The sequence below is a fragment of the Modestobacter lapidis genome (assembly GCF_054780755.1).
In genome coordinates, this window is record NZ_BAAGVS010000004.1 from 201,512 (window position 1) to 221,095 (window position 19,584).

Annotated in this window: 21 protein-coding genes; 8 read left to right on the top strand and 13 right to left on the bottom strand. The window is 72.7% G+C overall.

The window, feature by feature from the left end; genetic code table 11:
* Positions 1 to 44 precede the first annotated feature (44 nt).
* On the bottom strand, positions 45 to 692 hold the full coding sequence (gene lipB / locus ACYVG5_RS07925) for a lipoyl(octanoyl) transferase LipB (RefSeq protein WP_222044673.1): 648 nt from the start codon (positions 690 to 692) through the stop codon (positions 45 to 47).
* A gap of 157 nt (positions 693 to 849) precedes the next feature.
* Here lipB and ACYVG5_RS07930 point away from each other — a divergent pair, with 157 nt between their 5' ends.
* Positions 850 to 2,559, top strand: coding sequence for a serine/threonine-protein kinase (locus ACYVG5_RS07930; protein WP_222044675.1), 1,710 nt, complete (start codon positions 850 to 852; stop codon positions 2,557 to 2,559).
* 48 nt (positions 2,560 to 2,607) lie between these two features.
* Here the strand turns inward: ACYVG5_RS07930 and ACYVG5_RS07935 are convergent, their stop codons facing one another.
* The 3 genes from ACYVG5_RS07935 to lpdA form a co-directional block, all read right to left on the bottom strand.
* Positions 2,608 to 3,513 carry a TIGR01777 family oxidoreductase gene (locus ACYVG5_RS07935; RefSeq protein WP_222044677.1) on the bottom strand — a complete coding sequence of 302 codons (906 nt, stop codon included), beginning with the start codon at positions 3,511 to 3,513 and terminating at the stop codon, positions 2,608 to 2,610.
* A 142-nt stretch (positions 3,514 to 3,655) separates the two neighbouring features.
* Positions 3,656 to 5,497 carry a 2-oxoglutarate dehydrogenase, E2 component, dihydrolipoamide succinyltransferase gene (gene sucB / locus ACYVG5_RS07940; RefSeq protein ID WP_222044679.1) on the bottom strand — a complete coding sequence of 614 codons (1,842 nt, stop codon included), beginning with the start codon at positions 5,495 to 5,497 and terminating at the stop codon, positions 3,656 to 3,658.
* 70 nt (positions 5,498 to 5,567) lie between these two features.
* Positions 5,568 to 6,950: a dihydrolipoyl dehydrogenase gene (lpdA, locus tag ACYVG5_RS07945; RefSeq protein ID WP_222044681.1), complete on the bottom strand. Its 1,383-nt coding sequence runs from the start codon at positions 6,948 to 6,950 to the stop codon at positions 5,568 to 5,570.
* 236 nt (positions 6,951 to 7,186) lie between these two features.
* On the opposite strand from lpdA, the gene ACYVG5_RS07950 reads away from it, so the two are divergent.
* Positions 7,187 to 7,540, top strand: a complete 354-nt coding sequence (locus ACYVG5_RS07950; RefSeq protein ID WP_222044683.1) for an oxidoreductase — start codon at positions 7,187 to 7,189, stop codon at positions 7,538 to 7,540.
* A gap of 44 nt (positions 7,541 to 7,584) precedes the next feature.
* On the opposite strand, the gene ACYVG5_RS07955 is transcribed toward ACYVG5_RS07950, so the two are convergent.
* The gene (locus ACYVG5_RS07955; protein WP_222044685.1) at positions 7,585 to 9,105 is read right to left on the bottom strand and encodes a leucyl aminopeptidase; all 1,521 of its coding nucleotides are present in this window, start codon (positions 9,103 to 9,105) and stop codon (positions 7,585 to 7,587) included.
* An 89-nt stretch (positions 9,106 to 9,194) separates the two neighbouring features.
* On the opposite strand from ACYVG5_RS07955, the gene gcvT reads away from it, so the two are divergent.
* Entirely contained in the window at positions 9,195 to 10,313 is a 1,119-nt protein-coding gene (gene gcvT / locus ACYVG5_RS07960) for a glycine cleavage system aminomethyltransferase GcvT (RefSeq protein ID WP_222044687.1), read from the top strand.
* Positions 10,314 to 10,333: 20 nt separating this feature from the next.
* Here gcvT and ACYVG5_RS07965 read toward each other — a convergent pair whose 3' ends face one another.
* From ACYVG5_RS07965 to ACYVG5_RS07975, 3 genes are read right to left on the bottom strand one after another with little or no spacing between them, the layout of a single operon-like run.
* On the bottom strand, positions 10,334 to 11,506 hold the full coding sequence (locus ACYVG5_RS07965; RefSeq protein ID WP_222044689.1) for a YihY/virulence factor BrkB family protein: 1,173 nt from the start codon (positions 11,504 to 11,506) through the stop codon (positions 10,334 to 10,336).
* 32 nt (positions 11,507 to 11,538) lie between these two features.
* Positions 11,539 to 11,811, bottom strand: a complete 273-nt coding sequence (locus tag ACYVG5_RS07970) for a DUF4235 domain-containing protein (protein WP_222044692.1) — start codon at positions 11,809 to 11,811, stop codon at positions 11,539 to 11,541.
* Positions 11,808 to 12,056, bottom strand: coding sequence for a DUF3618 domain-containing protein (locus ACYVG5_RS07975; protein ID WP_222044694.1), 249 nt, complete (start codon positions 12,054 to 12,056; stop codon positions 11,808 to 11,810). Before ACYVG5_RS07975 ends, ACYVG5_RS07970 begins: the two co-directional genes overlap by 4 nt.
* 127 nt (positions 12,057 to 12,183) lie before the next feature.
* Between ACYVG5_RS07975 and ACYVG5_RS07980 the strand changes: the two genes are divergently transcribed.
* On the top strand, positions 12,184 to 12,396 hold the full coding sequence (locus ACYVG5_RS07980; RefSeq protein ID WP_222044696.1) for a hypothetical protein: 213 nt from the start codon (positions 12,184 to 12,186) through the stop codon (positions 12,394 to 12,396).
* A gap of 32 nt (positions 12,397 to 12,428) precedes the next feature.
* On the opposite strand, the gene ACYVG5_RS07985 is transcribed toward ACYVG5_RS07980, so the two are convergent.
* Together ACYVG5_RS07985 and ACYVG5_RS07990 are read right to left on the bottom strand one after the other, a co-directional pair.
* Entirely contained in the window at positions 12,429 to 13,412 is a 984-nt protein-coding gene (locus ACYVG5_RS07985) for an aldo/keto reductase family protein (RefSeq protein ID WP_222044698.1), read from the bottom strand.
* A 100-nt stretch (positions 13,413 to 13,512) separates the two neighbouring features.
* Positions 13,513 to 14,121, bottom strand: coding sequence for a DUF3043 domain-containing protein (locus ACYVG5_RS07990; protein ID WP_222044700.1), 609 nt, complete (start codon positions 14,119 to 14,121; stop codon positions 13,513 to 13,515).
* Positions 14,122 to 14,332: 211 nt separating this feature from the next.
* On the opposite strand from ACYVG5_RS07990, the gene ACYVG5_RS07995 reads away from it, so the two are divergent.
* Positions 14,333 to 14,689: a HesB/IscA family protein gene (locus tag ACYVG5_RS07995; RefSeq protein ID WP_222044703.1), complete on the top strand. Its 357-nt coding sequence runs from the start codon at positions 14,333 to 14,335 to the stop codon at positions 14,687 to 14,689.
* Positions 14,690 to 14,779: 90 nt separating this feature from the next.
* Here the strand turns inward: ACYVG5_RS07995 and asnB are convergent, their stop codons facing one another.
* Genes asnB through ACYVG5_RS08010 form a run of 3 tightly spaced genes read right to left on the bottom strand, consistent with a single transcriptional unit; the run spans position 14,780 to position 17,493 of the window.
* Complete coding sequence (gene asnB, locus ACYVG5_RS08000) at positions 14,780 to 16,714, bottom strand: asparagine synthase (glutamine-hydrolyzing) (RefSeq protein ID WP_222044704.1); 1,935 nt, start codon at positions 16,712 to 16,714, stop codon at positions 14,780 to 14,782.
* Positions 16,715 to 16,763: 49 nt separating this feature from the next.
* Positions 16,764 to 17,138, bottom strand: coding sequence for a DUF3817 domain-containing protein (locus ACYVG5_RS08005; RefSeq protein ID WP_222044706.1), 375 nt, complete (start codon positions 17,136 to 17,138; stop codon positions 16,764 to 16,766).
* Positions 17,128 to 17,493 (bottom strand): metalloprotease, encoded by a 366-nt coding sequence (locus ACYVG5_RS08010; protein WP_222044708.1) that lies wholly within the window; start codon positions 17,491 to 17,493, stop codon positions 17,128 to 17,130. The genes ACYVG5_RS08005 and ACYVG5_RS08010 overlap by 11 nt, the downstream gene beginning before the upstream one ends.
* 284 nt (positions 17,494 to 17,777) lie before the next feature.
* Here ACYVG5_RS08010 and ctaC point away from each other — a divergent pair, with 284 nt between their 5' ends.
* The 3 genes from ctaC (at position 17,778) to ACYVG5_RS08025 (ending at position 19,513) form a co-directional block, all read left to right on the top strand.
* Positions 17,778 to 18,653 (top strand): aa3-type cytochrome oxidase subunit II, encoded by an 876-nt coding sequence (gene ctaC, locus ACYVG5_RS08015; RefSeq protein ID WP_222044710.1) that lies wholly within the window; start codon positions 17,778 to 17,780, stop codon positions 18,651 to 18,653.
* 39 nt (positions 18,654 to 18,692) lie between these two features.
* Entirely contained in the window at positions 18,693 to 19,094 is a 402-nt protein-coding gene (locus ACYVG5_RS08020) for a cytochrome c oxidase subunit 4 (RefSeq protein ID WP_222044712.1), read from the top strand.
* Positions 19,095 to 19,276: 182 nt separating this feature from the next.
* Complete coding sequence (locus ACYVG5_RS08025; protein ID WP_222044714.1) at positions 19,277 to 19,513, top strand: DMT family transporter; 237 nt, start codon at positions 19,277 to 19,279, stop codon at positions 19,511 to 19,513.
* Positions 19,514 to 19,584 lie beyond the last annotated feature (71 nt).

Genomic DNA, 19,584 nt, shown 5'->3' on the forward strand with positions numbered 1-19,584 from the left:
CAGGCTCGCGGCGGGGCCCTGCGAGGGGGCCGGGCCGTCCCGGCTTAGGCCGGGACGGCCTGCGTTCCTGTGAGCACCGCGCGCATCGCCTTCTCGACCGGGTCGATGGCCTCGGCGACGGTCACGTCGCGGTCGAGCTCGGCGCTGAGCGAGGTCGCCCCGGCATCGACGATGCCGCAGGGGACCATGTTGGCGAACGCCGACATGTCGGGGTCGCAGTTGAGTGCGAAGCCGTGCATCGTCACCCCCCGGGCCACCCGGACGCCGATGGCGGCGACCTTCCGGTCGGGACCGCGCTCATCGGCCCGTACCCACACGCCGCTGCGGCCCTCCACCTGCTCGGTGGTCAGGCCGAAGCCGGCGCAGACTCCGATGAGCGCGGTCTCCATCCGGCGGACGTGCGCGACGACGTCGACCGGGTCGGGCAGCGCCACGATCGGATAGCCGACCAGCTGCCCCGGTCCGTGCCAGGTGATCTTCCCACCGCGGTCGACGTCGACCACGGGGGTGCCGTCGAAGGGCCGCTCGTGTGGCTCGGTCCGCTTGCCCGCGGTGTACACCGGCGGGTGCTCGAGCAGCAGCAGCGTGTCGGGGCCGGTGCCGGCCACCCGGGCCTCGTGGACCTCGCGTTGCTGCGCCCAGGCCTGCTCGTAGGGCACCAGACCCGCGCGGACCACCACCAGCTCGTTCATGGCCCTGAGCCTATGCCGGGCCACCCCCGCATCAGGCGGCACCGGCCATGCCTGTGCGCCGGGTCCGGCGGTTCCGCGCCGCGACCCGGTCGCGGTTGCTCCGGCCGGGCTGTGGACAACGCCGGACGGGGACGACGGATCGCTCTACCGTCCGGGTATGCCCGTCGATCCACCCCGTCCGGCCGCACCCGTGGTGCCCGGCTACGTCCTGGAGGAGTTGCTCGGCCGCGGCGGGTCCGGGCAGGTGTGGCGGGCCCGTCCGCGGGGCGGTGGCGACCCGGTGGCGGTGAAGGTGCTGGTCCGCGGCGATCCGGCCCGCCAGGTCCGCGAGGCCGCACTGCTGGCCGAGCTGGATCATCCGCACCTGGTCCGGTTGCACCGGGTGGTGCGCCGGGAGGTCCGCGGTGGGCCGGCCGAGGTGTCGCTCGTGCTCGACCTGCTGGCCGGCGGCAGTCTGGCCGCGTTGCTGTCCCGCCGCGGCCGGCTGCGGCCGGGTGAGGTGGTCACCGCGATCGCCCCGGTCGCCGCCGCGCTGGCCCAGGCGCACGAGCACGGCATCGTGCACGGAGACCTGTCCCCGGGCAACATCGTGTTCACCGCCGAGGGGCGGCCGGTGCTCACCGACCTCGGTACCGCCCGGCTGGTGGGGGAAGCGGGCCGCGCCGAGGTCACGCCCGCCTACGTCGACCCGGTGGTCGCGCGCGGTGGGGCGCCCGGTCCCGCCTCCGACGTCTTCGGGGTGGCGGCGGCCGCGTTCCACGCGCTCACCGGGATCGCGCCGTGGAACGCCGCCGAGCCGGGCGGTGCGCTGGGGGTGGCCGCCGGGGGACACCTGCCCGACCTCGCCCTGCTGGCGCCGGACGCCTCCGAGGAACTGGTCCGGGTGGTGCGACGGGGGCTGTCCGCCGAACCCCACCTGCGCGGCTCCGCCGCTGCGTTCGCCCTCGATCTGCGCCATGCCTGCCGGCCTGAACCGGTCCGGTTGCCGGCTTCCGGGGTGCCGGACGAGGTCCTCGGTGAGACCGGCCGGGGCCCGCGGACCGAGCTCACCCACCAGGTCGCCGAGCGGCGAGCCCGTGCCGCGCATGCGGCGCCGGCGGCGGAGAGCCGGCTGGCCCGGGCGTGGGCAGCCCTGGCACGCCGCCGGGAGGAGCTCGTTCCGGCGGGCGCCGGGGCGGCGGGGAACCTGCTGCGCCGCTGGGCGGTGTCGGTCGCCGCCCTGCTCGCGCTGGCCGGTGGGCTGGTGGGAGCCGCCTGGGTGGGGGCGAACTGGGGGAGCGAGGGGGGTGACGGGGCGGTTCCGATGGCGGACTCCGGCAGCGTCGCAGTGGGTGAGGTACCCGGCGAGGTGGGGGAGGGGAGCTCGGCGCCGGTCGCACCGCAGCGCGTCCCGGCGGACCCGGAACCACCAGTGCCGACGCCGACAGCCGAACCCGAGCCCGGGCCGGTCCCCGTCTCCGGTCCTCCTGCAGGAGACGCCGACGGATGGGCCGCCGTGGTCCGGCAGCTGTACACGCAGCGGGCCCGGGCCTATGCGGCCGGGGACGGCGCCCTCCTGGCCGCCGTCTACACCCCGGGTAGCGCGCTACTGGAGCGGGACGCCGAACAGATCGCGCAGCTGGCCCGGGCCGGACGGTCGGTGGCCGGCTTCGAGCCGACGGTGCTCCGGGTGACCTCGGTGACCGGCGACGCCGAACGCGTGGTGGTCGACCTCGTCGACGAGATCCCGGACCACCGGGTCGGTGCCGTCGGATCTCCGCCGTCGGCGGCACAGCTGGTGGCCGGTCGAGGACCGACGGAGGTGCAGATGACCTTGGAGCGGACGGCCGACGGCTGGCGGATCGGCGACGCCTCCCGTGCCCGGTGAGCGTCCCGGAGGAGCCGACCGGCGGGCAGGGGCCGCTGAGCGTGGGCGTCAGCCGGTGGACAGGGCGATCCGGAGGGCCGACTCGAGGTCCTGGTCGGTGTGCTGGAACCCCGCCGCCGTGAGGGCCGTGGGCACTGCCCGCTGACCGGCCAGCACGCCCACCCGGGCGAAGCCCCCGAGCGCGACCGACAGCGCGGTGCCCGGCACCGGCAGCACCGCGGGGCGATGCACCAGCCGGCTCAGCGTCCGGGTGAACTCGGCATTGGTCACCGGGTCGGGGCCGGTCAGGTTCACCGGACCGGAGACGTCACCGGTCAGCAGGAAGCGGATGGCGTCGACCTCGTCACGCAGGCTGATCCACGGCCAGTACTGCTTTCCCGAGCCGAGCTTGCCGCCCAGCCCGAGCCGGAACAGCGGCCGGATCCGGCTCATCATGCCGCCCTCGGCCAGCACCAGCCCGGTGCGCAGCAGCACCACCCGCACACCCGCATCGGCTGCGGGCGCGGTGGCCGCCTCCCACTGCCGGCATACGTCGGCGAGGAAGTCCGCACCGGCGGGCGCGGACTCGTCGACCGGGCGGTCGCCGGTGTCGCCGTAGTACCCGACCCCCGAGGCGGACAGCAGCACCCGGGGGCGGCCGGGGTCGGCCGCGGCAGCGTCGGCCAGGGCCTCGCTGACCGTGGCGGTGCTGTCCACCCGGCTGGCCACGACCTGCCGCTGATAGGCCGCGGTCCACCGGCGGTCCCCGATGCCCACGCCGGCCAGGTTGACCACCGCATCGACGTCCGCGAGGACCGAGACGTCGATCCGTCGATGGTCGGGAGCCCAGCGGTGCTCGTCGGCGGTCCGCGGGGTACGCCGGACCAGCCGCAGCACCTCGTGGCCGTCCGAGCGGAGCGCGGGAACCAGTGCGGTGCCGATCAGTCCCGAGGACCCGGTGATGGCGACCTTCATGTGCTGCGCTCCTGTCGGCCGGGCGGTTGCCGGGGTCGGACGAACGGCGAAGGGCCCCGGCACGGGTGCCGGGGCCCTTCGGTGGCCCCGTCCAGCGGATCGTCCCCGAGCTTGCGAGGAACGATGAGGACGGGGTCGTTGCTCAGGAGAGGCCGAGCTCACCCTGGAACTGCCCGGCTTCCAGCCGCTCCCGGACCGTGGTCAGGAACCGGGCGGCGTCGGCGCCGTCGACGATGCGGTGGTCGTAGGTCAGGGCCAGGTAGACCATCGACCGGACGGCGATGACCTCGCCGAGCTCCGGGTCCTGGACCACGACCGGGCGCTTGACCACCGACCCGACGCCGAGGATCGCCACCTGCGGCTGGTTGATGATCGGGGTGTCGAACAGCGCACCCCGGCTGCCGGTGTTGGTCAGCGTGAACGTGCCGCCACCGAGCTCATCGGGGGTGACCTTGTTCGACCGGGTCCGCTCCGCCAGGTCGGCGATCTTGCGGGCGATCCCGGCGAGGCTGAGGTCGCCGGCGCCCTGGATCACCGGGACGAGCAGGCCGCGCTCGGTGTCGACGGCGACGCCCAGGTTCTCGCTGTCGTGGTAGGTGACCGTCCCGCCCTGGAGGTCGACCGAGGAGTTCACCATCGGATGGGCCTTCAGCGCCTCGACCGAGGCCTTGGCGAAGAAGGGCAGGAACGAGAGCTTGACGCCCTCCCGGGCGGCGAAGTCGTTCTTCACCTGGTTGCGCAGGTTCGCGATCCGGGTGACGTCGGCCTCGACGACGGTGGTGAGCTGGGCGCTGATCTCCAGCGACTCCACCATGCGCTTGGCGATGACGGTGCGCAGCCGGGACAGCTTCTCGGTGCGCCCGCGCAGCGCCGAGCTCGCGGCCGGCGACGGGGTGCGGGCCGCGGCCGGCGCCCCACCGGATGCAGCCGCCGGCGCGGCCTTGGCGGCGGCGGCCTGCACGTCCTGCTTGCGGATCCGGCCACCGACACCGGTGCCCTGCACGCTGGACAGGTCGACGCCGGACTCCGCGGCAAGCCGGCGGACCAGGGGGGTGACGTAGGCGGCCGCACCCTGAGGTGCGCTGGCCGGTGCGGGGGACGACTGCGGTCCGACGGCCTCGGCAGGGGACGGCCGCGACGTCGGCGACTGGGTGGGCATGGCGCCACCCGATCCGTAGTCGGCGCCGGGCTGGCCGGTGTCGGTGTTCGCCTCGGCAGGGGTGGGCCGGGCCTGCTCGGGGGCCGGCTGCTTCTTCGGCGCGGGTTCATCCTTGGGGGCAGGAGCCTCAGCAGGGGCCTCAGCGGGGGCCTCGGCCGGGGCGGCCGGCGCAGACGACGGGGCGCCACCGGCGGCGCCGATCACGGCCAGCTCGGCGCCGACGTCGACGGTCTCGTCCTCCTGCACGCTGATCGACAGCAGCGTGCCGGCGACAGGTGCGGGGATCTCGGTGTCGACCTTGTCGGTGGACACCTCCAGCAGCGGCTCGTCGGCGGCGACCTCGTCGCCCACGGCCTTCAGCCACCGGGTGACGGTGCCCTCGGTGACGCTCTCGCCGAGCGCCGGCATGGTCACCGAGGTGCCCTCGCCACCACCGGAGCCACCGTCCTGGGCCGCCGGCTGCTCGGCAGCGGGCTCGGACTGCTCGGTCGGAGACTCCGGGGCGGGCGCCTCCGCAGCCGGTTCAGTCTCGGCGGGCGCCTCCTCCGCGGGGGCCTGCCCGGCGGCGCCACCGCCGTCCCCGTCGCCCTCGCCGCCGATCACCGCGAGCTCGGCGCCGACGTCGACGGTTTCGTCCTCGGCGACGACGATCTTGGTGAGCACGCCGGCCGCGGGGGAGGGGATCTCGGTGTCGACCTTGTCGGTCGACACCTCCAGGAGGGGCTCGTCGACCTCGACCTGGTCACCCTCCTGCTTCAACCAGCGGGTGACCGTGCCCTCGGTGACGCTCTCGCCCAGGGCGGGCATGGTGACGGACGTCGGCATCGAAGACAGGTCTCCTCAGGTCGTGGCGGTACGGGATGGTGGGGGTCGACCGGGCCGGTCGGCCCGATGATCAGCTGTGGGAGTGCAGCGGCTTGCCGGCCAGCGCCAGGTGCGCCTCGCCGAGGGCCTCGCTCTGCGTCGGGTGCGGGTGGATCAGCTGGGCGACCTCGTCGGGCAGCGCCTCCCAGTTGTAGATCAGCTGGGCCTCGGCGATGAGCTCACCGACGCGACTGCCGACCATGTGCACGCCGACCACCGGGCCGTCGACGGCGCGGACCAGCTTCACCGCACCGGCGGTCTTGAGGATCTGGCTGCGGCCGTTGCCACCCAGGTCGTAGGTGAGCACCTCGACGCCGTCGCCGTACTTCTCCTTGGCCTGGGCCTCGGTGAGGCCGACCGAGGCGACCTCCGGGTCGGAGTAGGTGATCCGGGGAACCCCGGCGTAGTCGATCGGGACCACCGGCAGGCCGGCGAGCCGCTCGGCGACCAGGATGCCCTCGCCGAAGCCCACGTGGGCCAGCTGCAAGGTGGGGATAAGGTCTCCGACGGCCGAGACGGTCGGCACGTTCGTCTGGCAGTACTCGTCGACCAGGACGTAGCCGCGGTCCATGGCCACGCCCGCCTCCTCGTAGCCCAGGCCCTGGCTCGTCGGGCCCCGGCCCACCGCCACCAGGACGAGCTCGGCCTCGTACTCCTTGCCGTTCTCCAGGCTCACCTTGACACCGTCGGTGGTGGTGGTGACGGAGGCGACCCGGCTGCCCAGCGAGAAGTCGATCTTGCGACGGCGGAACGCCCGCTCCAGCAGCTTGGAGGACGACTCGTCCTCCAGTGGCACCAGGTGCGGAAGGCCCTCGACGACGGTGACGTCCACGCCGAAGGACTTCCAGGCGCTGGCGAACTCGCACCCGATCACCCCACCGCCGAGGACGATCGCCGACGTCGGGACGCGGTCGAGCTGCAGCGCGTGGTCGCTGGTGATGACCTTGGTGCCGTCGATCTCGATGCCGGGCAGCGAACGGGCGTACGAGCCGGTGGCCAGCAGCACGTGCTTGCCCTCGTACCGTTCGCCGCCGACCTCGACGGTGGTGGGCGAGACGAGCTTCCCGGCGCCCTCGACATAGGTGATCTTGCGGCTCTTGATCAGGCCCTGCAGGCCCTTGTAGAGCTTGCTGATCACGCCGTCCTTGTAGGCGTTGACGCCGTCCATGTCGATCCCGGCCAGGGACGTCTTGACGCCGAACTGCTCGCCCTCGCGTGCGCTGTCGGCGACCTCGCCGCTGTGCAGCAGGGCCTTGGTGGGGATGCACCCGCGGTGCAGGCACGTTCCGCCGACCTTGTCCTTCTCGATCAGGACGACGGACAGGCCGAGTTCCGCGGCGCGCAGCGCGGCGGCGTAGCCACCGGAGCCGCCACCGAGGATGACCAGGTCAGCGGGGTTCGTCGGGGCGCTCACCTGGCCACCTCGCCGAGGCTCGTCAGCCGCGTTCGCCGCGCTGCTGTGCTCCTGCGTTCGCTCGCGAGCTGGCTCACGGGTGCTCCTCACGTGCTGGGTCGCCCGGATGTCGGCCGGGCTCGGTGATCGGGCGCCCGCTCATCCTGCCACTCCCGGGAACAGCGCGTCGGGACGGCACGTTGGGGTGCGGAGAACCTCCCGGTGATCACCGGGACGACCAGCGACGGGAGCGCGGTATGGGCCTGTTCGACCGGTTGCGCGGCCGACGGTCCGCGGCGCCGTCCAGAGGTGCGCCCCGGGGCACGCTGGACCGCGCCTCGGGCAAGGCCGACCTGAGCCATCTCGAGCAGTTCGTGGCGACCCGGCGGGGCGTCGAGGGGTACGTGGAGCCGCGGACAGCGGTCACCGAGACGACGATCCTGCTGGTCGCCGCGGACGGGGAATGGACCCGGCGACGCATCGACGGCCCGGACACCGCCCGCAAGCTGTCCCGCGACCTGAGCGTGCCCGTCTACGACGCCCAGGTCACCGGCTACCCGCAACGGATGCGCGACTGGAGCGCCCGACAGCGGACCAACCGGCTCGATTGACCGTCCGGGGCGGGCCCTTCTGCTGACGGGGGCCGTTCCAGGTGTCACCCGGCGATGAGGTCCTCGATGGTCGCCAGCAGGGTGCGGACCGGGACGCCGGTGCCGCCCCTGGGCGTGTAGCCCCACGGCGCACCGGTGTTGTAGGCCGGCCCGGCCACGTCGATGTGCGCCCAGGGCAGCCCGGCGGGGACGAACTCGGCCAGGAAGTGCCCGCCCACGAGCATGCCGCCCATCCGATCTGCATTGGCGTTGACGAGGTCGGCGACGGGGGAGTCCAGCCCGCGGCGCAGCTCCGGCGGCAGGGGCATGCCCCACATCGGCTCGCCGCTGCGGCGGCTGGCGGCGACCACGGCCTCCCGCAGGTCGTCGCTGCCCATGACCCCGGAGGTACGGGTGCCCAGGGCCACCAGCTGCGCCCCGGTCAGCGTGGACGTCTCGAGCAGGTGCGTGGGGGAGTCCTCGACCGCGCGGGCGATCGCATCGGCGAGCACGACGCGGCCCTCGGCGTCGGTGTTGGTGATCTCGGCCTTCTTCCCGTTGCGGAAGGTGACCACGTCGGCCGGGCGGTAGGCGGTGCCGCTGGGCAGGTTCTCCGCCATCGGCACGGTGGCGGTGACGTCGACCGGCAGGCCGAGCTCGGCGACCAGGCAGACGGTCGCGATCACGGCCGCGGCGCCGGCCATGTCGCTCTTCATGTCCTCCATCTTCGCGGCGGGCTTGATCGAGATGCCGCCGCTGTCGAAGGTGATCCCCTTGCCGACCAGCGCGATGCTCGGCGTCCCCTTGCCGGTCTTCTTCCCGCGGTAGGTCAGCCGCAGCAGCCGTGGCGGGCGCACCGAACCCCCACCGACGGCCAGGATCCCGCCGTACCCGCCGGCCGCCAGGGCCTGCTCGTCGAGGACCTCGACAGACAGACCCGCCTTCTTGCCCGCGGCCGCCCCGCGCTCGGCGAAGGAAGCGGGGAAGAGGTCGTTGGGCGGTGCGTTGACGAGGTCGCGCACCAGGGCGACGGCATCGGCCACCGCGCGCACCCGGATCAGCGGCGCCTTGGCCGCCCCGGCGTCAGGGACGATGACCTGGAAGGACCGCGGTGGCGCCGACCGGTCGGCCGGCAGGTCGGACTTGTAGGCGGTGAACTCGTAGGAGCCCAGCAGGGCGCCCTCGCCGACGGCGTGCAGCCGGTCGGCGTCCGGGGCGCCACCGACGGCGGCGAGCAGGCTGACCACGGCGTCGCGGCCGGTCAGGGCACGGCTCGCGGCGCCGGCGGCCCGGCGCACCGCCTCCGGGCTGTACCCGCCGCCGTGGGAGGGGGCGCCGAGGCCGGCGACGGCGACGACCGGGAACGGGCCCTGCCCGAACGTGGGCAGCCGGGTGACCTCGTCATCGGCACCGCGGGCGCCCAGGTCGGCCAGTGCGGTCATCAACCGGCCGCCCAGGAGGCGATCGAGCGCATCGGCGCCGGGGGTGCTCAGCAGCCCGTCGGGGCCTGTGCCCACGCCGACGACCACGGCATCGGCGGAGAGCTTCTCGAGCGGGCGGTCGGTGGCGGAGATCGTCGGCGGCACGGTCCGATCCTAGTCAAGGGCCGCGCTGCCCCCGCGCCTCGCACGCTCCGCGCGGGCCCCGGCAGCGCGGCCACGCTAGCGTCCTCGGGGTGACCGCGCTGACCTCCCCGCTGCACGACCGGCACGTCGCCGCGGGCGCCAAGTTCGCCGACTTCGGTGGCTGGTCCATGCCCGTCGAGTACGCCGGCGGTGGCGTGCTCGCCGAGCACGCCGCCGTCCGCGACAGGGTCGGCCTGTTCGACGTCTCGCACCTGGGGACGGCGACCGTCCGCGGCCCCGGGGCGGCGGCGTTCGTCGACTCCTGCCTGACCAACGACCTGTCCCGGATCGGCGCCGGCCAGGCGCAGTACACGCTGTGCTGCCTGCCGGACGGCGAGGACGGCGCCGGCGGCGTGGTCGACGACCTGATCGTCTATCTGCGCGGCCCCGACGACGTGCTGCTGGTGCCGAACGCGGCGAACGCCGCGGAGGTGCTGGCCCGGCTGTCCGCCGCGGCCCCGGCCGGGGTCACCGTCACCGACCGGCACACCGAGGTGGCGGTCCTGGCGGTGCAGGGTCCCCGCTCCGCGGAGGTGCTCGCCGCCGCCGGGCTGCCCGGCGAGTTGCCGTACATGTCCTTCGCGGGGATCCGGGACCGCGACGGGGCCGAGGTCACCGTCTGCCGCACGGGTTACACCGGCGAGCACGGCTACGAGCTCCTCGTCGCCGCCGAGCAGGCCGGTGAGCTCTGGGACGCCGTGCTCGTCGCGGGGCAGCGGGAGCAGATCCGGCCCTGCGGGCTGGGCGCCCGCGACACGCTGCGCACCGAGATGGGATACCCGCTGCACGGCCACGAGCTGTCTCGGGAGATCACCCCCAACCAGGCGCGCGCGGGCTGGGCGGTGGGCTGGCGGAAACCGGCGTTCTGGGGGCGGGCGGCCCTGCTGGCCGAGAAGGAGGCCCGGCCCGCCCGGCTGCTGTGGGGGCTGCAGGCGCTCGGCCGCGGGATCCCGCGGCCGGGCATGGCCGTGCTGGGCGCCGACGGTGCGCGGATCGGGGAGGTCACCAGCGGGACGTTCTCCCCGACCCTGCGCACGGGCGTCGCGCTCGCGCTGCTGGACACCGCGGCCGCGGTGGCGGAGGGGGACGAGGTCGCCGTCGATGTCCGGGGCCGCCCCCAGCCGGTGACGGTCCGCCGTCCCCCGTTCGTCGAGTCCCAGGTGAAGTAGCAGGAGGACGCCCCTTCGGCTCAGGGCTTCTGCTTGCTCTCCTTGGTGGGTGCCGGCGGGTCGGGCAGCTCGTCGGCGACCATGGCGTCGCGCCGGCCCATCGGCTGCGGATCGCCCTCAGTGGTGTCGGTGGACGTCTGATGCTCGGTCTCGGAGTTGATCTCCGCGCCGAGCAGCACCAGGTAGCAGGTCAGGTACAGCCACAGCATCAACACGATGACCCCGGCGATCGCACCGTAGGTCTTGTCGTAGGACCCGAAGTTGTCGACGTAGAAGCTGAACAGCAGGCTGACCCCCGCCCAGATCACGGTGACGACGACCGAGCCGAGGCTGACCCACCGCATCTTCGGGGCGTCCCGGTCCGGAGCCAGCCGGTACAGCACGGCGAGAGAGCCGGCGACCACCCCGAGCAGCAGCGCCCAGCGCACCACCTGGGCGAGGACCGTGCCGAAGATCCCCAACGGCAGCGCCTCGAGGACCACCGGCACGACGGCGATCAGACCGAAGGTGATCAGCACGAAGAGGATGGCGCCGAGGGTGAGGCCCAGGGCGAGCGCCTTGCGCTTGAGGAAGCTGCGCGTCTCCACCTCGTCGTAGGCGATGTTCACGGCGCTGATCAGGTTTCCGGTGCCGCCCGCCGCGCTCCACAGGGCAGCGAGGATCGAGATGATCAGGCTGAGGGTCAGCGCCCCGCCGCTGTTCTCGGTGATGTTGGTCAGCTGCGTCTGGAGGAGTGACTGGGCGTCCTCGGGCAGCTGGGCGGACAGCGACTCGATCTGGGCGGCCACCTGCTCCGGGGACGCGACCAGGCCGTAGATCGAAATGGTGGCGATCAGCGCCGGAAAGACCGCCAGGAACGCGAAGAAGGCGACTCCGGCGCCGATGATCGGCATCTGATCGGCGTTGTGCTCGGCCCACGAGCGCTTGACGATCTGCAGCCAACCGCGCGCCGGGATGTCCGTGGGCTTCTCGGCGTGCACCCCTGGCATCACCGACTCGCTGGGCACCTCCGGCGCCGGTCGGGCGGCCTCCCGCCGTTCGGTCGCCACGACGGTCGCCGACGTCGCCCCGGTGCGCGGGGTGTCGCCGGCGCGCTGCCCGGCCACCCGGGCGGCGGCCCGCCGTTCGGCCTTCTCCTGCACACGCTGCCGGATCCGCTCCACGGCGCTCTCGGGCCGCTTGGTGTCGGCCATGGGGCTCCTCGTATCGCTGATGGATGGTGGTGTCAGTCGCCGGGCCAGTTGCCGGTCAGCTTGGTGAAGCCCCGCGCGCCGGCTCGGTCGATGGCCGCCTTGGTGGCCGCGAAGATGGCCCCCTGGATCGCCGCGGCGAGCACGACCTCGCGCATCGAGTACTCGCTCTGCAGAGCCCCGGGGGCGTCGTCCTCGTCGGCGAGGCGCTTCCAGACCTGCTTGAACACCGCCCCGGACACCATGCCGGCGAGGACGCCGCCCAGTAGTCCGATCGGCCGGTAGGCGAGCGTGGCGCCCTTGCTCATCGTCTCCTCCTCCAGATGACCAGGCCGGCGGCGGCCGAGACGAGAGCTGCAGCCCCGAGGACCAGGGGCGGGCTCTCCCGATAGGTCTCGACGACGGTGTCCCGGACGCGGAAGAGGTGCTCACGGGCCTTGCCGCGCAGGTCGAGTCGGGTGCCGATCTCGTCGATGGTGCGGCCGAGGTGCTCGCGGGTGCGGTCGATGTCGGCCTGGATGGCGGCTGGATCGGGGGCTCGTGACCCGCTCATCGGACCTCCGGCTCGGGTGCGGGCAGTGGGCCCTCTACATGCCCCCACGCCGGCAGCGGGTAAACCAAGATCACCGGGTGGGGGCGGTGCGCCCCCGACCCCCGGGCCGGGCGTTAGCCTCGCCGTCATGAGCTGGACCTGGCAGCTGGAAGACCCCTCGGGTGCCGTCGTCGACCCGGCCACGCTGGGGGTGGAGGTGCCGGAGTCGGAGAACCAGGGCGACGCGGAGTCGTGGCTCGGGGAGACCTGGCGCGACCTGCTGGAGCAGGGCATCGCCGGCGTGACGCTGTTCTCGGGGCAGGATCGCGTCTACGGACCGATGGGGCTGGCCCCGAACTAGCCGGGGCGCGCCGCATGCGGCGCACCCGCCGCTCAGCCGCGCGAGGTCTTCGCCGGGTCGCGCTCGACCACGTCACCGAGGACCTCGTCGATCCGGGTCATCACCTCGGCGGGCAGCTGGACGCCGGCTGCCGCGACGTTCTCGGTGACCTGCTCGGGCCGGCTGGCGCCGATGATGGCCGCCGCCACGTTGGGGTTCTGCAGCACCCAGGCGATGGACAGCTGGGCCATCGACAGGCCGACCTCGTCGGCGACCGGGCGCAGCTGCTGGACCCGGGTCAGGACGTCGTCGCGCAGGAAGCCCTGGATGGAGCCGGACACCGCGTCGGTCCCGGCGCGGGTGCCGGCCGCCGGCTGCTGGCCGGGCAGGTACTTGCCGGACAGGACGCCCTGCGCCATCGGTGACCAGACGATCTGGGCGAGGCCCTCCTGCTCGCTGGTCGGCACCACCTCGGCCTCGATGACCCGCCACAACATCGAGTACTGCGGCTGGTTGCTGATCAGCTGCACCTTGAGCTCGCGGGCCAGCTCGGCGGCCGCGGCGATCTCCTCGGCGCGCCACTCCGAGACCCCGATGTAGAGCACCTTGCCGGCCCGGACCAGGTCGGCGAAGGCGGTCATCGTCTCCTCGAGCGGGACCGTCGCGTCGTAGCGGTGGGCCTGGTAGAGGTCGACGTAGTCGGTCTGCAGCCGCCTGAGCGAGGCATGGCAGCTCTCGGTGATGTGCTTGCGGGACAACCCGCGGTCGTTCGCACCGGGGCCGGTGGGCCAGTAGACCTTGGTGAAGATTTCCAGCCCCTCGCGGCGCTGACCGGCCAGCGCGCGTCCCAGGACCGACTCGGCCACGGTGGCGGCGTAGACGTCGGCGGTGTCGAAGGTGGTGATCCCGGCGTCGAGCGCGGCCTGCACGCAGGCGTGCGCGGCGTCCTCCTCGACCTGGCTGCCGTGGGTGAGCCAGTTGCCGTAGGCGATCTCGGAGATGGTCAGGCCGGAACGGCCGAGGCGTCGAGTCTGCACGAGCAGACGCTAGTCCTCAGCATCGCTAATGACCTCTCGCGGCCCTCCTGCAGGGGCCCGCCGCGAGCGGGCGAGTGGTGGGGCGCAGGAGGGGCCTTCTTCAGTACTGGTCGTTGGGCCCGAGCTGCGGCTTGGGGAACCGCCAACGGCGGACCATGGTGGCCCGGCTGACGCCGTACCAGACCAGCGTGCGGGTCTTCTCCTTGTGGTCGGGCTGCCGCTCGGCGAGCACCCGCGAGATCTTGCGGCCCAGCACGAAGGAGTCGGCCAGGATGACGATGAAGAAGGCGAACCAGACGAACACCGTGTAGCTCTGCACGGTCGGCGAGGGGATGAAGTAGCCGAGCAGGACCAGCGCGGCCACGATCAGGAAGGCGCTGCCCGCGTTGCGGCGGGTGTCGACGATGTCGCGGACCAGGCGGCGCGCGGGGCCTCGGTCGCGGACGGGGAGGGCGCTCTCGTCGCCGGACAGCACCGCGGCGCGCTGGCTGCCCCGCGCGGCGAGCTGCTGCTCACGGCTGCGCTTGTAGGCCTCCCTGCGCGTGGTGGGCGGCGGCGGGGGAGGCCCCTGCCGGCGGCCCTGCGCCTCGGCCCGCCTCGGCGTCGGCCGCCCCTTGCCCACGCCGGTGGCGAATGGGGCACTGAGGTCGGCGGACGGGGCCGGCGTCGTCTCGGGCTGGCTGCGGCGGCCGGGCAGACGGAGCTTCACGGCTGGGCAGTCTACGTGGGCCGAACGCCTCCCCGGCCCGATCGCGGGACGCGCCCCCCATCCCGGGGTGCACCGGGACCCGCCGCGCGGTGGTTCGCCGTACAGTGGGAAGCAGCTCCGCCACGGCGGTGTTGGTCCTTGCGATGGCCCGTCGTACGGGTCCAGTCAGGACACCGCAGGGACGTTCCTCGAGTGTGGGAGGACCACAGACATGACCGTGCAGGACACGCAGGCCCCCGGTACCACCGGCGTCATCCTCAGCGACGCCGCCGCCCTCAAGGTGAAGACGCTGCTGGACCAGGAGGGGCGTGACGACCTGCGGCTGCGGATCGCCGTGCAGCCGGGCGGATGCTCGGGCCTCCGCTACCAGCTCTTCTTCGACGAGCGATTCCTGGACGGCGACCAGACCCACGAGTTCGGTGGGGTCGAGGTCATCGTCGACCGGATGAGCGGTCCCTACCTCGGGGGCGCGACGATCGACTTCGTCGACACCATCGAGAAGCAGGGCTTCACGATCGACAACCCGAACGCAGGCGGCTCCTGCGCCTGCGGGGATTCGTTCTCCTGACCGGAGGCTGACCGAGTACACGGACGGCGCCCGGCACCCGAGAGGGTGCCGGGCGCCGTTTCGCGTTCCCGGGGTGGTCCGGCTCCGAGGTCAGAGCCGCACGGGGTAGTGGGTCTCCGGGATGACCGGCGTGATCCGCTCCTCGACGAAGATGCCGTGCCACACCATGAAGATCAGCACCTCCCACAGCTGGCGCGCGGTGCGCTTGCTGGGCTGCTCGGCTGTGCGCATGGACGACAGCAGGTCGTTCACCCGGCCACGATCCAGCCATTCGTCGGTCTGGCTCTCGGCGACGATGTCGCGGGCCCACTCGTGCAGCGGGCCCGCCAGGAACTCCGCCGTCGGCACCGGGAAGCCGAGCTTGCGCCGGTGCAGGATCGGCGCCGGGACGATCTGCTCCATCGCCCGCCGCAGCGCGTACTTGGTGGCGTCGCTGCCGCGGGGGACCCGCTGCTCGAGGGGGATGGTGCTGGCCAGGGCGAACACCTCGGGGTCGAGGAACGGGACGCGCAGTTCCAGCGAGTTGGCCATCGTGACCTTGTCGGCCTTGACCAGGATGTCGCCGCGCAGCCAGGTGAACAGGTCGACGTACTGCATGGCGGTGACGTCGTCGTAGCCGGCCTCGCGGGTCTGCCGGTACAGGTCCTCGGTCACGGTGACGTGGGACATGTCCGGGTCGTGGCCACGCAGCAACCGGGCCAGCTCGGACCCGGAGAAGTTCCGGGCGTTGCCGTAGTACCGCTCCTCGAGGGGGATCGCGGCCCGGCGGAGCAGGTCCTTGCCGCGCAGCCCGTCGGGCAGCAGCGCCGACAGGGCGCCCATCGCGCGGCGTCCCACCTTCGGCACGCGCTGCGCCCAGGCCAGGCTGATCGGCTCCCGGTAGATCGTGTAGCCGCCGAACAGCTCGTCGGCGCCCTCGCCGGAGAGCACCACCTTGACGTGCTTACGCGCTTCGCGGGCCACGAAGTACAGCGGCACGAGCGCCGGGTCGGCGACCGGGTCATCGAGATACCAGACCACCTCGGGGATCGCGGCGGCGAACTGTTCGGCGGTGATGACCACCGGGACGTGGGCGACCCCCAGCTCGGCCGCGGACTCCGCGGCGATGTCGACCTCCGAGGTCGACTCCCGCTCGAAACCGACCGTGAAGGTCATCAGGTCGGGGTTGTACCGCTTGGCCAGTGCGGCGATCGCGGTCGAGTCGATCCCGCTGGAGAGGAAGGAGCCCACGGTGACGTCGGCGCGCATGTGCTTGGCGACCGAGTCGTCGAGAGCGGCGGCGATCCGGTCGTAGAGCTCCTGTTCGCGCCCGGCCGGCACCGGCTGCGGCCGGAAGGTCGGATGGAAGTACCGGGTGGTGTGCAGCTCGCCGTCGACGACGGTGAACGTCGTCCCGCTCTCGATCCGGCGGATACCGCGGTGCAGGGTGGCCGGCTCGGGAACGTACTGCAGGGTCAGATAGTGCTGCAGGGACGCCGGGTCCACGCCGCCGGCGCCGGCGCTGCCGCCGAGCAGCTCCAGGACGGCCTTCTTCTCCGAGCTGAAGACCAGTCCGCCGTCGGCCAGCCGGGCGGTGAACAGTGGCTTGATCCCGAACGGATCGCGGGCGCCGAAGGCCGTGTTGGTCCGGGTGTCCCAGATCACGAAGGAGAACATCCCGCGCAGCTTCGGCACGATGGCCTCGCCCCACAGGTGGTAGCCGGCGACGATCGCCTCGGTGTCGCCCCCGGTGGCGAAAGTGGCACCCGCGGCCTTCAGCTCCTCGCGGAGCTCCAGGTAGTTGTAGATCTCACCGTTGAACAGGATCCGGTAGCGGTCGCCGGCGTAGGCCAGGGGTTGCGGGCTGCCCTCGACGTCGATGATCGACAGCCGGTTGAACCCGAGCACGACCCGGGCATCGGACCACACGGCGGTGTCGTCGGGGCCGCGGTGGTGCAGGCAGTGCAGCGCCTGCCGCACCTCGTCCACCGTCTTCTCCTCGACCCGGTCGGCATCGGTGGACAGGTAGGCCAGCAGGCCGCACATGCGTGGGTCTCCAAGCGGTGGGGGACGGGGTGGGGCGGCGCGCCCCAGGTCAGACGCGCTCGCCGGCGCGGGTCCTGCGGGTGGCGATCCGCTCGGCCACGAACGACACGATCGGGATGGTTCCTCCGACCAGCACGAGCACTGTGCCCTTGAGGGTCCACCGGGCGCGCAGTGCCAGGTCGCAGGCGGTGAGGAAGAAGATGAAGTACAGCCAGCCGTGCGCGGTGCCGATGACGGCCACCGGCCCGCCCTCGCCGGCGAGGTACTTCAGGGGGACGGCGACCAGGACCAGGGCGGCCAGCAGGACGCCGACGACCCAGGCCATCACCCGGTAGCGCACCAGCGCAGCGGGTACGTCCTGACCGACCCGGCGGGCCAGGGCGCGCGGCAGCCCCGAGGAGGCTGCGGTGCGGTCAGCCACCATTGCCGGTCCGCTGGCCGAGGGCCTTGGCGTTGAGCTCGGCCAGGTAGGCGTTGTACGCGGCCAGCTCCGGGTCGCCCGTGGTGTCGATCCGCGGCCGCTGGTACAGCACCACGGCGTTGCCCGGTTCGTCGGCGTCGGGGTCGCGAGCCAGCTCGTCGCGGCACATGCGGACGTAGAACCACAGGCCCATGAAGCCGTAGAGCGGCCACTGCAGGGCGTAGCTCCAGTTGACCGGGCCGCCGCCGTCCTCGGCCTTGGCGAGCTGCCAGCTGCCCAGGTAGAAGGTGCCCACGAACAGGGCCGCGACCACCAGGTGGAGCAGCACCCAGTTGCGGGTCAACAGCCGTCGGTACACGCCCCCGACTGTAACCGGCGAGGTGCTGGGGGCGGGGTGTGATGTTGGGACCACGAGCTGGCGGTGGACGCCCGCACTGCGGGCGGTGTGGATCGTCGCGCGGGTGGGCGCGGATATCCGGGGCGCGCCGCCGCGCACCCGCTCCCGGGGCCGGGATGCCGGGCGGGGTCGGCTAGTCTCGGCCAGACTGTGGTGGGCGTGACCGGTTCTCCCGAGAGGGCTGGACGAGCCTGCAGGTGAGACCGCGTGGTGCCGCCACGTGGGGGATGAGGAGGCAGCGGGCAGTGGCTCGACGCAGCAAGCTCGCGCGGGTGGCCGCGCTCGGTCTCCTGGGGGCGCTCACGCTCAGCGGGTGTTCGGTGGACCAACTGTTCGCCATCGGCTGGCCGGACGGCATCACCGACGAGGCAGAGCTGATGCGCGACCTCTGGATCGGGTCCGGCATCACCGCGATGGTCGTCGGTGTGGCGGTGTGGGTGCTGATCGCCTGGGCGGCGATCCGGTACCGCAAGCGCGGCAACGAGCTCCCGCGCCAGACGGCCTACAACCTGCCGTTGGAGATCGTCTACACGATCATCCCGTTCATCATCATCGCGGGGCTGTTCTTCTACACCGTGACGGTGCAGAACCGGGTGCAGCAGCGCAGCGACGACCCGGACGTGACCGTCGCGGTCAACGCATTCAAGTGGAACTGGCAGTTCGTCTACCCCGACACCACCGACGCCAACGGCGGCGAGCCGGTGTCCACGGTCGGAACGAGCACCGAGATCCCGATCCTGGTGCTGCCGGTCGACCAGACGATCCGCTTCGAGCTGGCCTCGGCCGACGTCATCCACTCCTTCTGGGTGCCGGAGTTCCTCTTCAAGCTCGACATCATCCCGGGCAACGAGAACGGCCGGGACAACGTCTTCGAGGTGACCGTCCGCGAGGAGGGTTCCTACGTGGGCCGGTGCGCCGAGCTGTGCGGTACCTACCACGCGTTCATGAACTTCGAGGTCCGCTCGGTCTCCGCGGCCGACTACGAGGACTACATCGATGCCCGCGAGGACGGCCTGACGACCTTCGAGGCGCTGGAGAGCATCGGCCAGGAGGGCACGGCGACCACGACCCGCCCCTTCCTGCTCGACCGGCAGCAGCAATCGGCACTGCAAGGTGACTGACCCGACCACGCCCCAGCACCAGCACCAGGAGGAGCGGCCGTGAAGGTCGAAGCACTCATCTTCAACTTGCTCACGGTGTTCTGCATCGTGACCGCGATCATCTACGGGTTCTGGGCGCGGGAGCCCATCGGCACCACCGCCCTCGCCCTCTCCGGCGGCCTGACCCTGCTCATCGGTGGGTTCTTCTGGTTCGTCAGCCGGCGCATCGACGACCGGCCGGAGGACAGCAAGGACGCCGAGATCGCGGACGGCGCAGGGGAGCTGGGGTTCTTCAGCCCGGGCAGCTACTGGCCGTTCGGACTCGCCTTCGCTGCCGGGCTGATGGGCCTGGCGCTGGCCTTCTGGTACCCGTGGCTGGTGCTCATCGCCGGTGCGGCCCTGATCCTGACCATCGGCGGGTTGCTCTTCGAGTACTACGTCGGGCAGAACGCGCACAGCTGACGACGCGCTCCACGACGCGACAGGGTCTCTTCCGCTCCGGCGGGAGGGACCCTGCTTGCGTGTGGAGTCCGCGGGGCAGGAACCCCGGGCGTTCCCGGTGCCGGCGCGACCACACCGGGTGAACGCGACCTGCCGCCTGGTGGTGACCGTCACCACCCACCCGGCGCCGGTTGTGACAACCGGTGGCACCCGCCGCCGTCTTCAGCGCCGCCCCCGCCGCCAGCATGGCCGGGCTGGCCTACTACGCGATGCGCGGCGGGCGGCCGCTCGGTACTGCGTATGCCGTCTGGGTGGACATCGGCGCCGTCATGACGGCCGGCTACGCGATGTGGTCAGGGCAGGAGCCGGTGTCGACGGTCCGGGGCCTCCTGCTGGCCGGCATCGTCGGCTGCGTCATCGGACTTGAGCTCGCTCACTGACCGGTCGGACCGGCGGACAGCAGGATGCGAGGACGCGGTGCTGCTGATCGCCCGGGCACCTGGCTGCACCG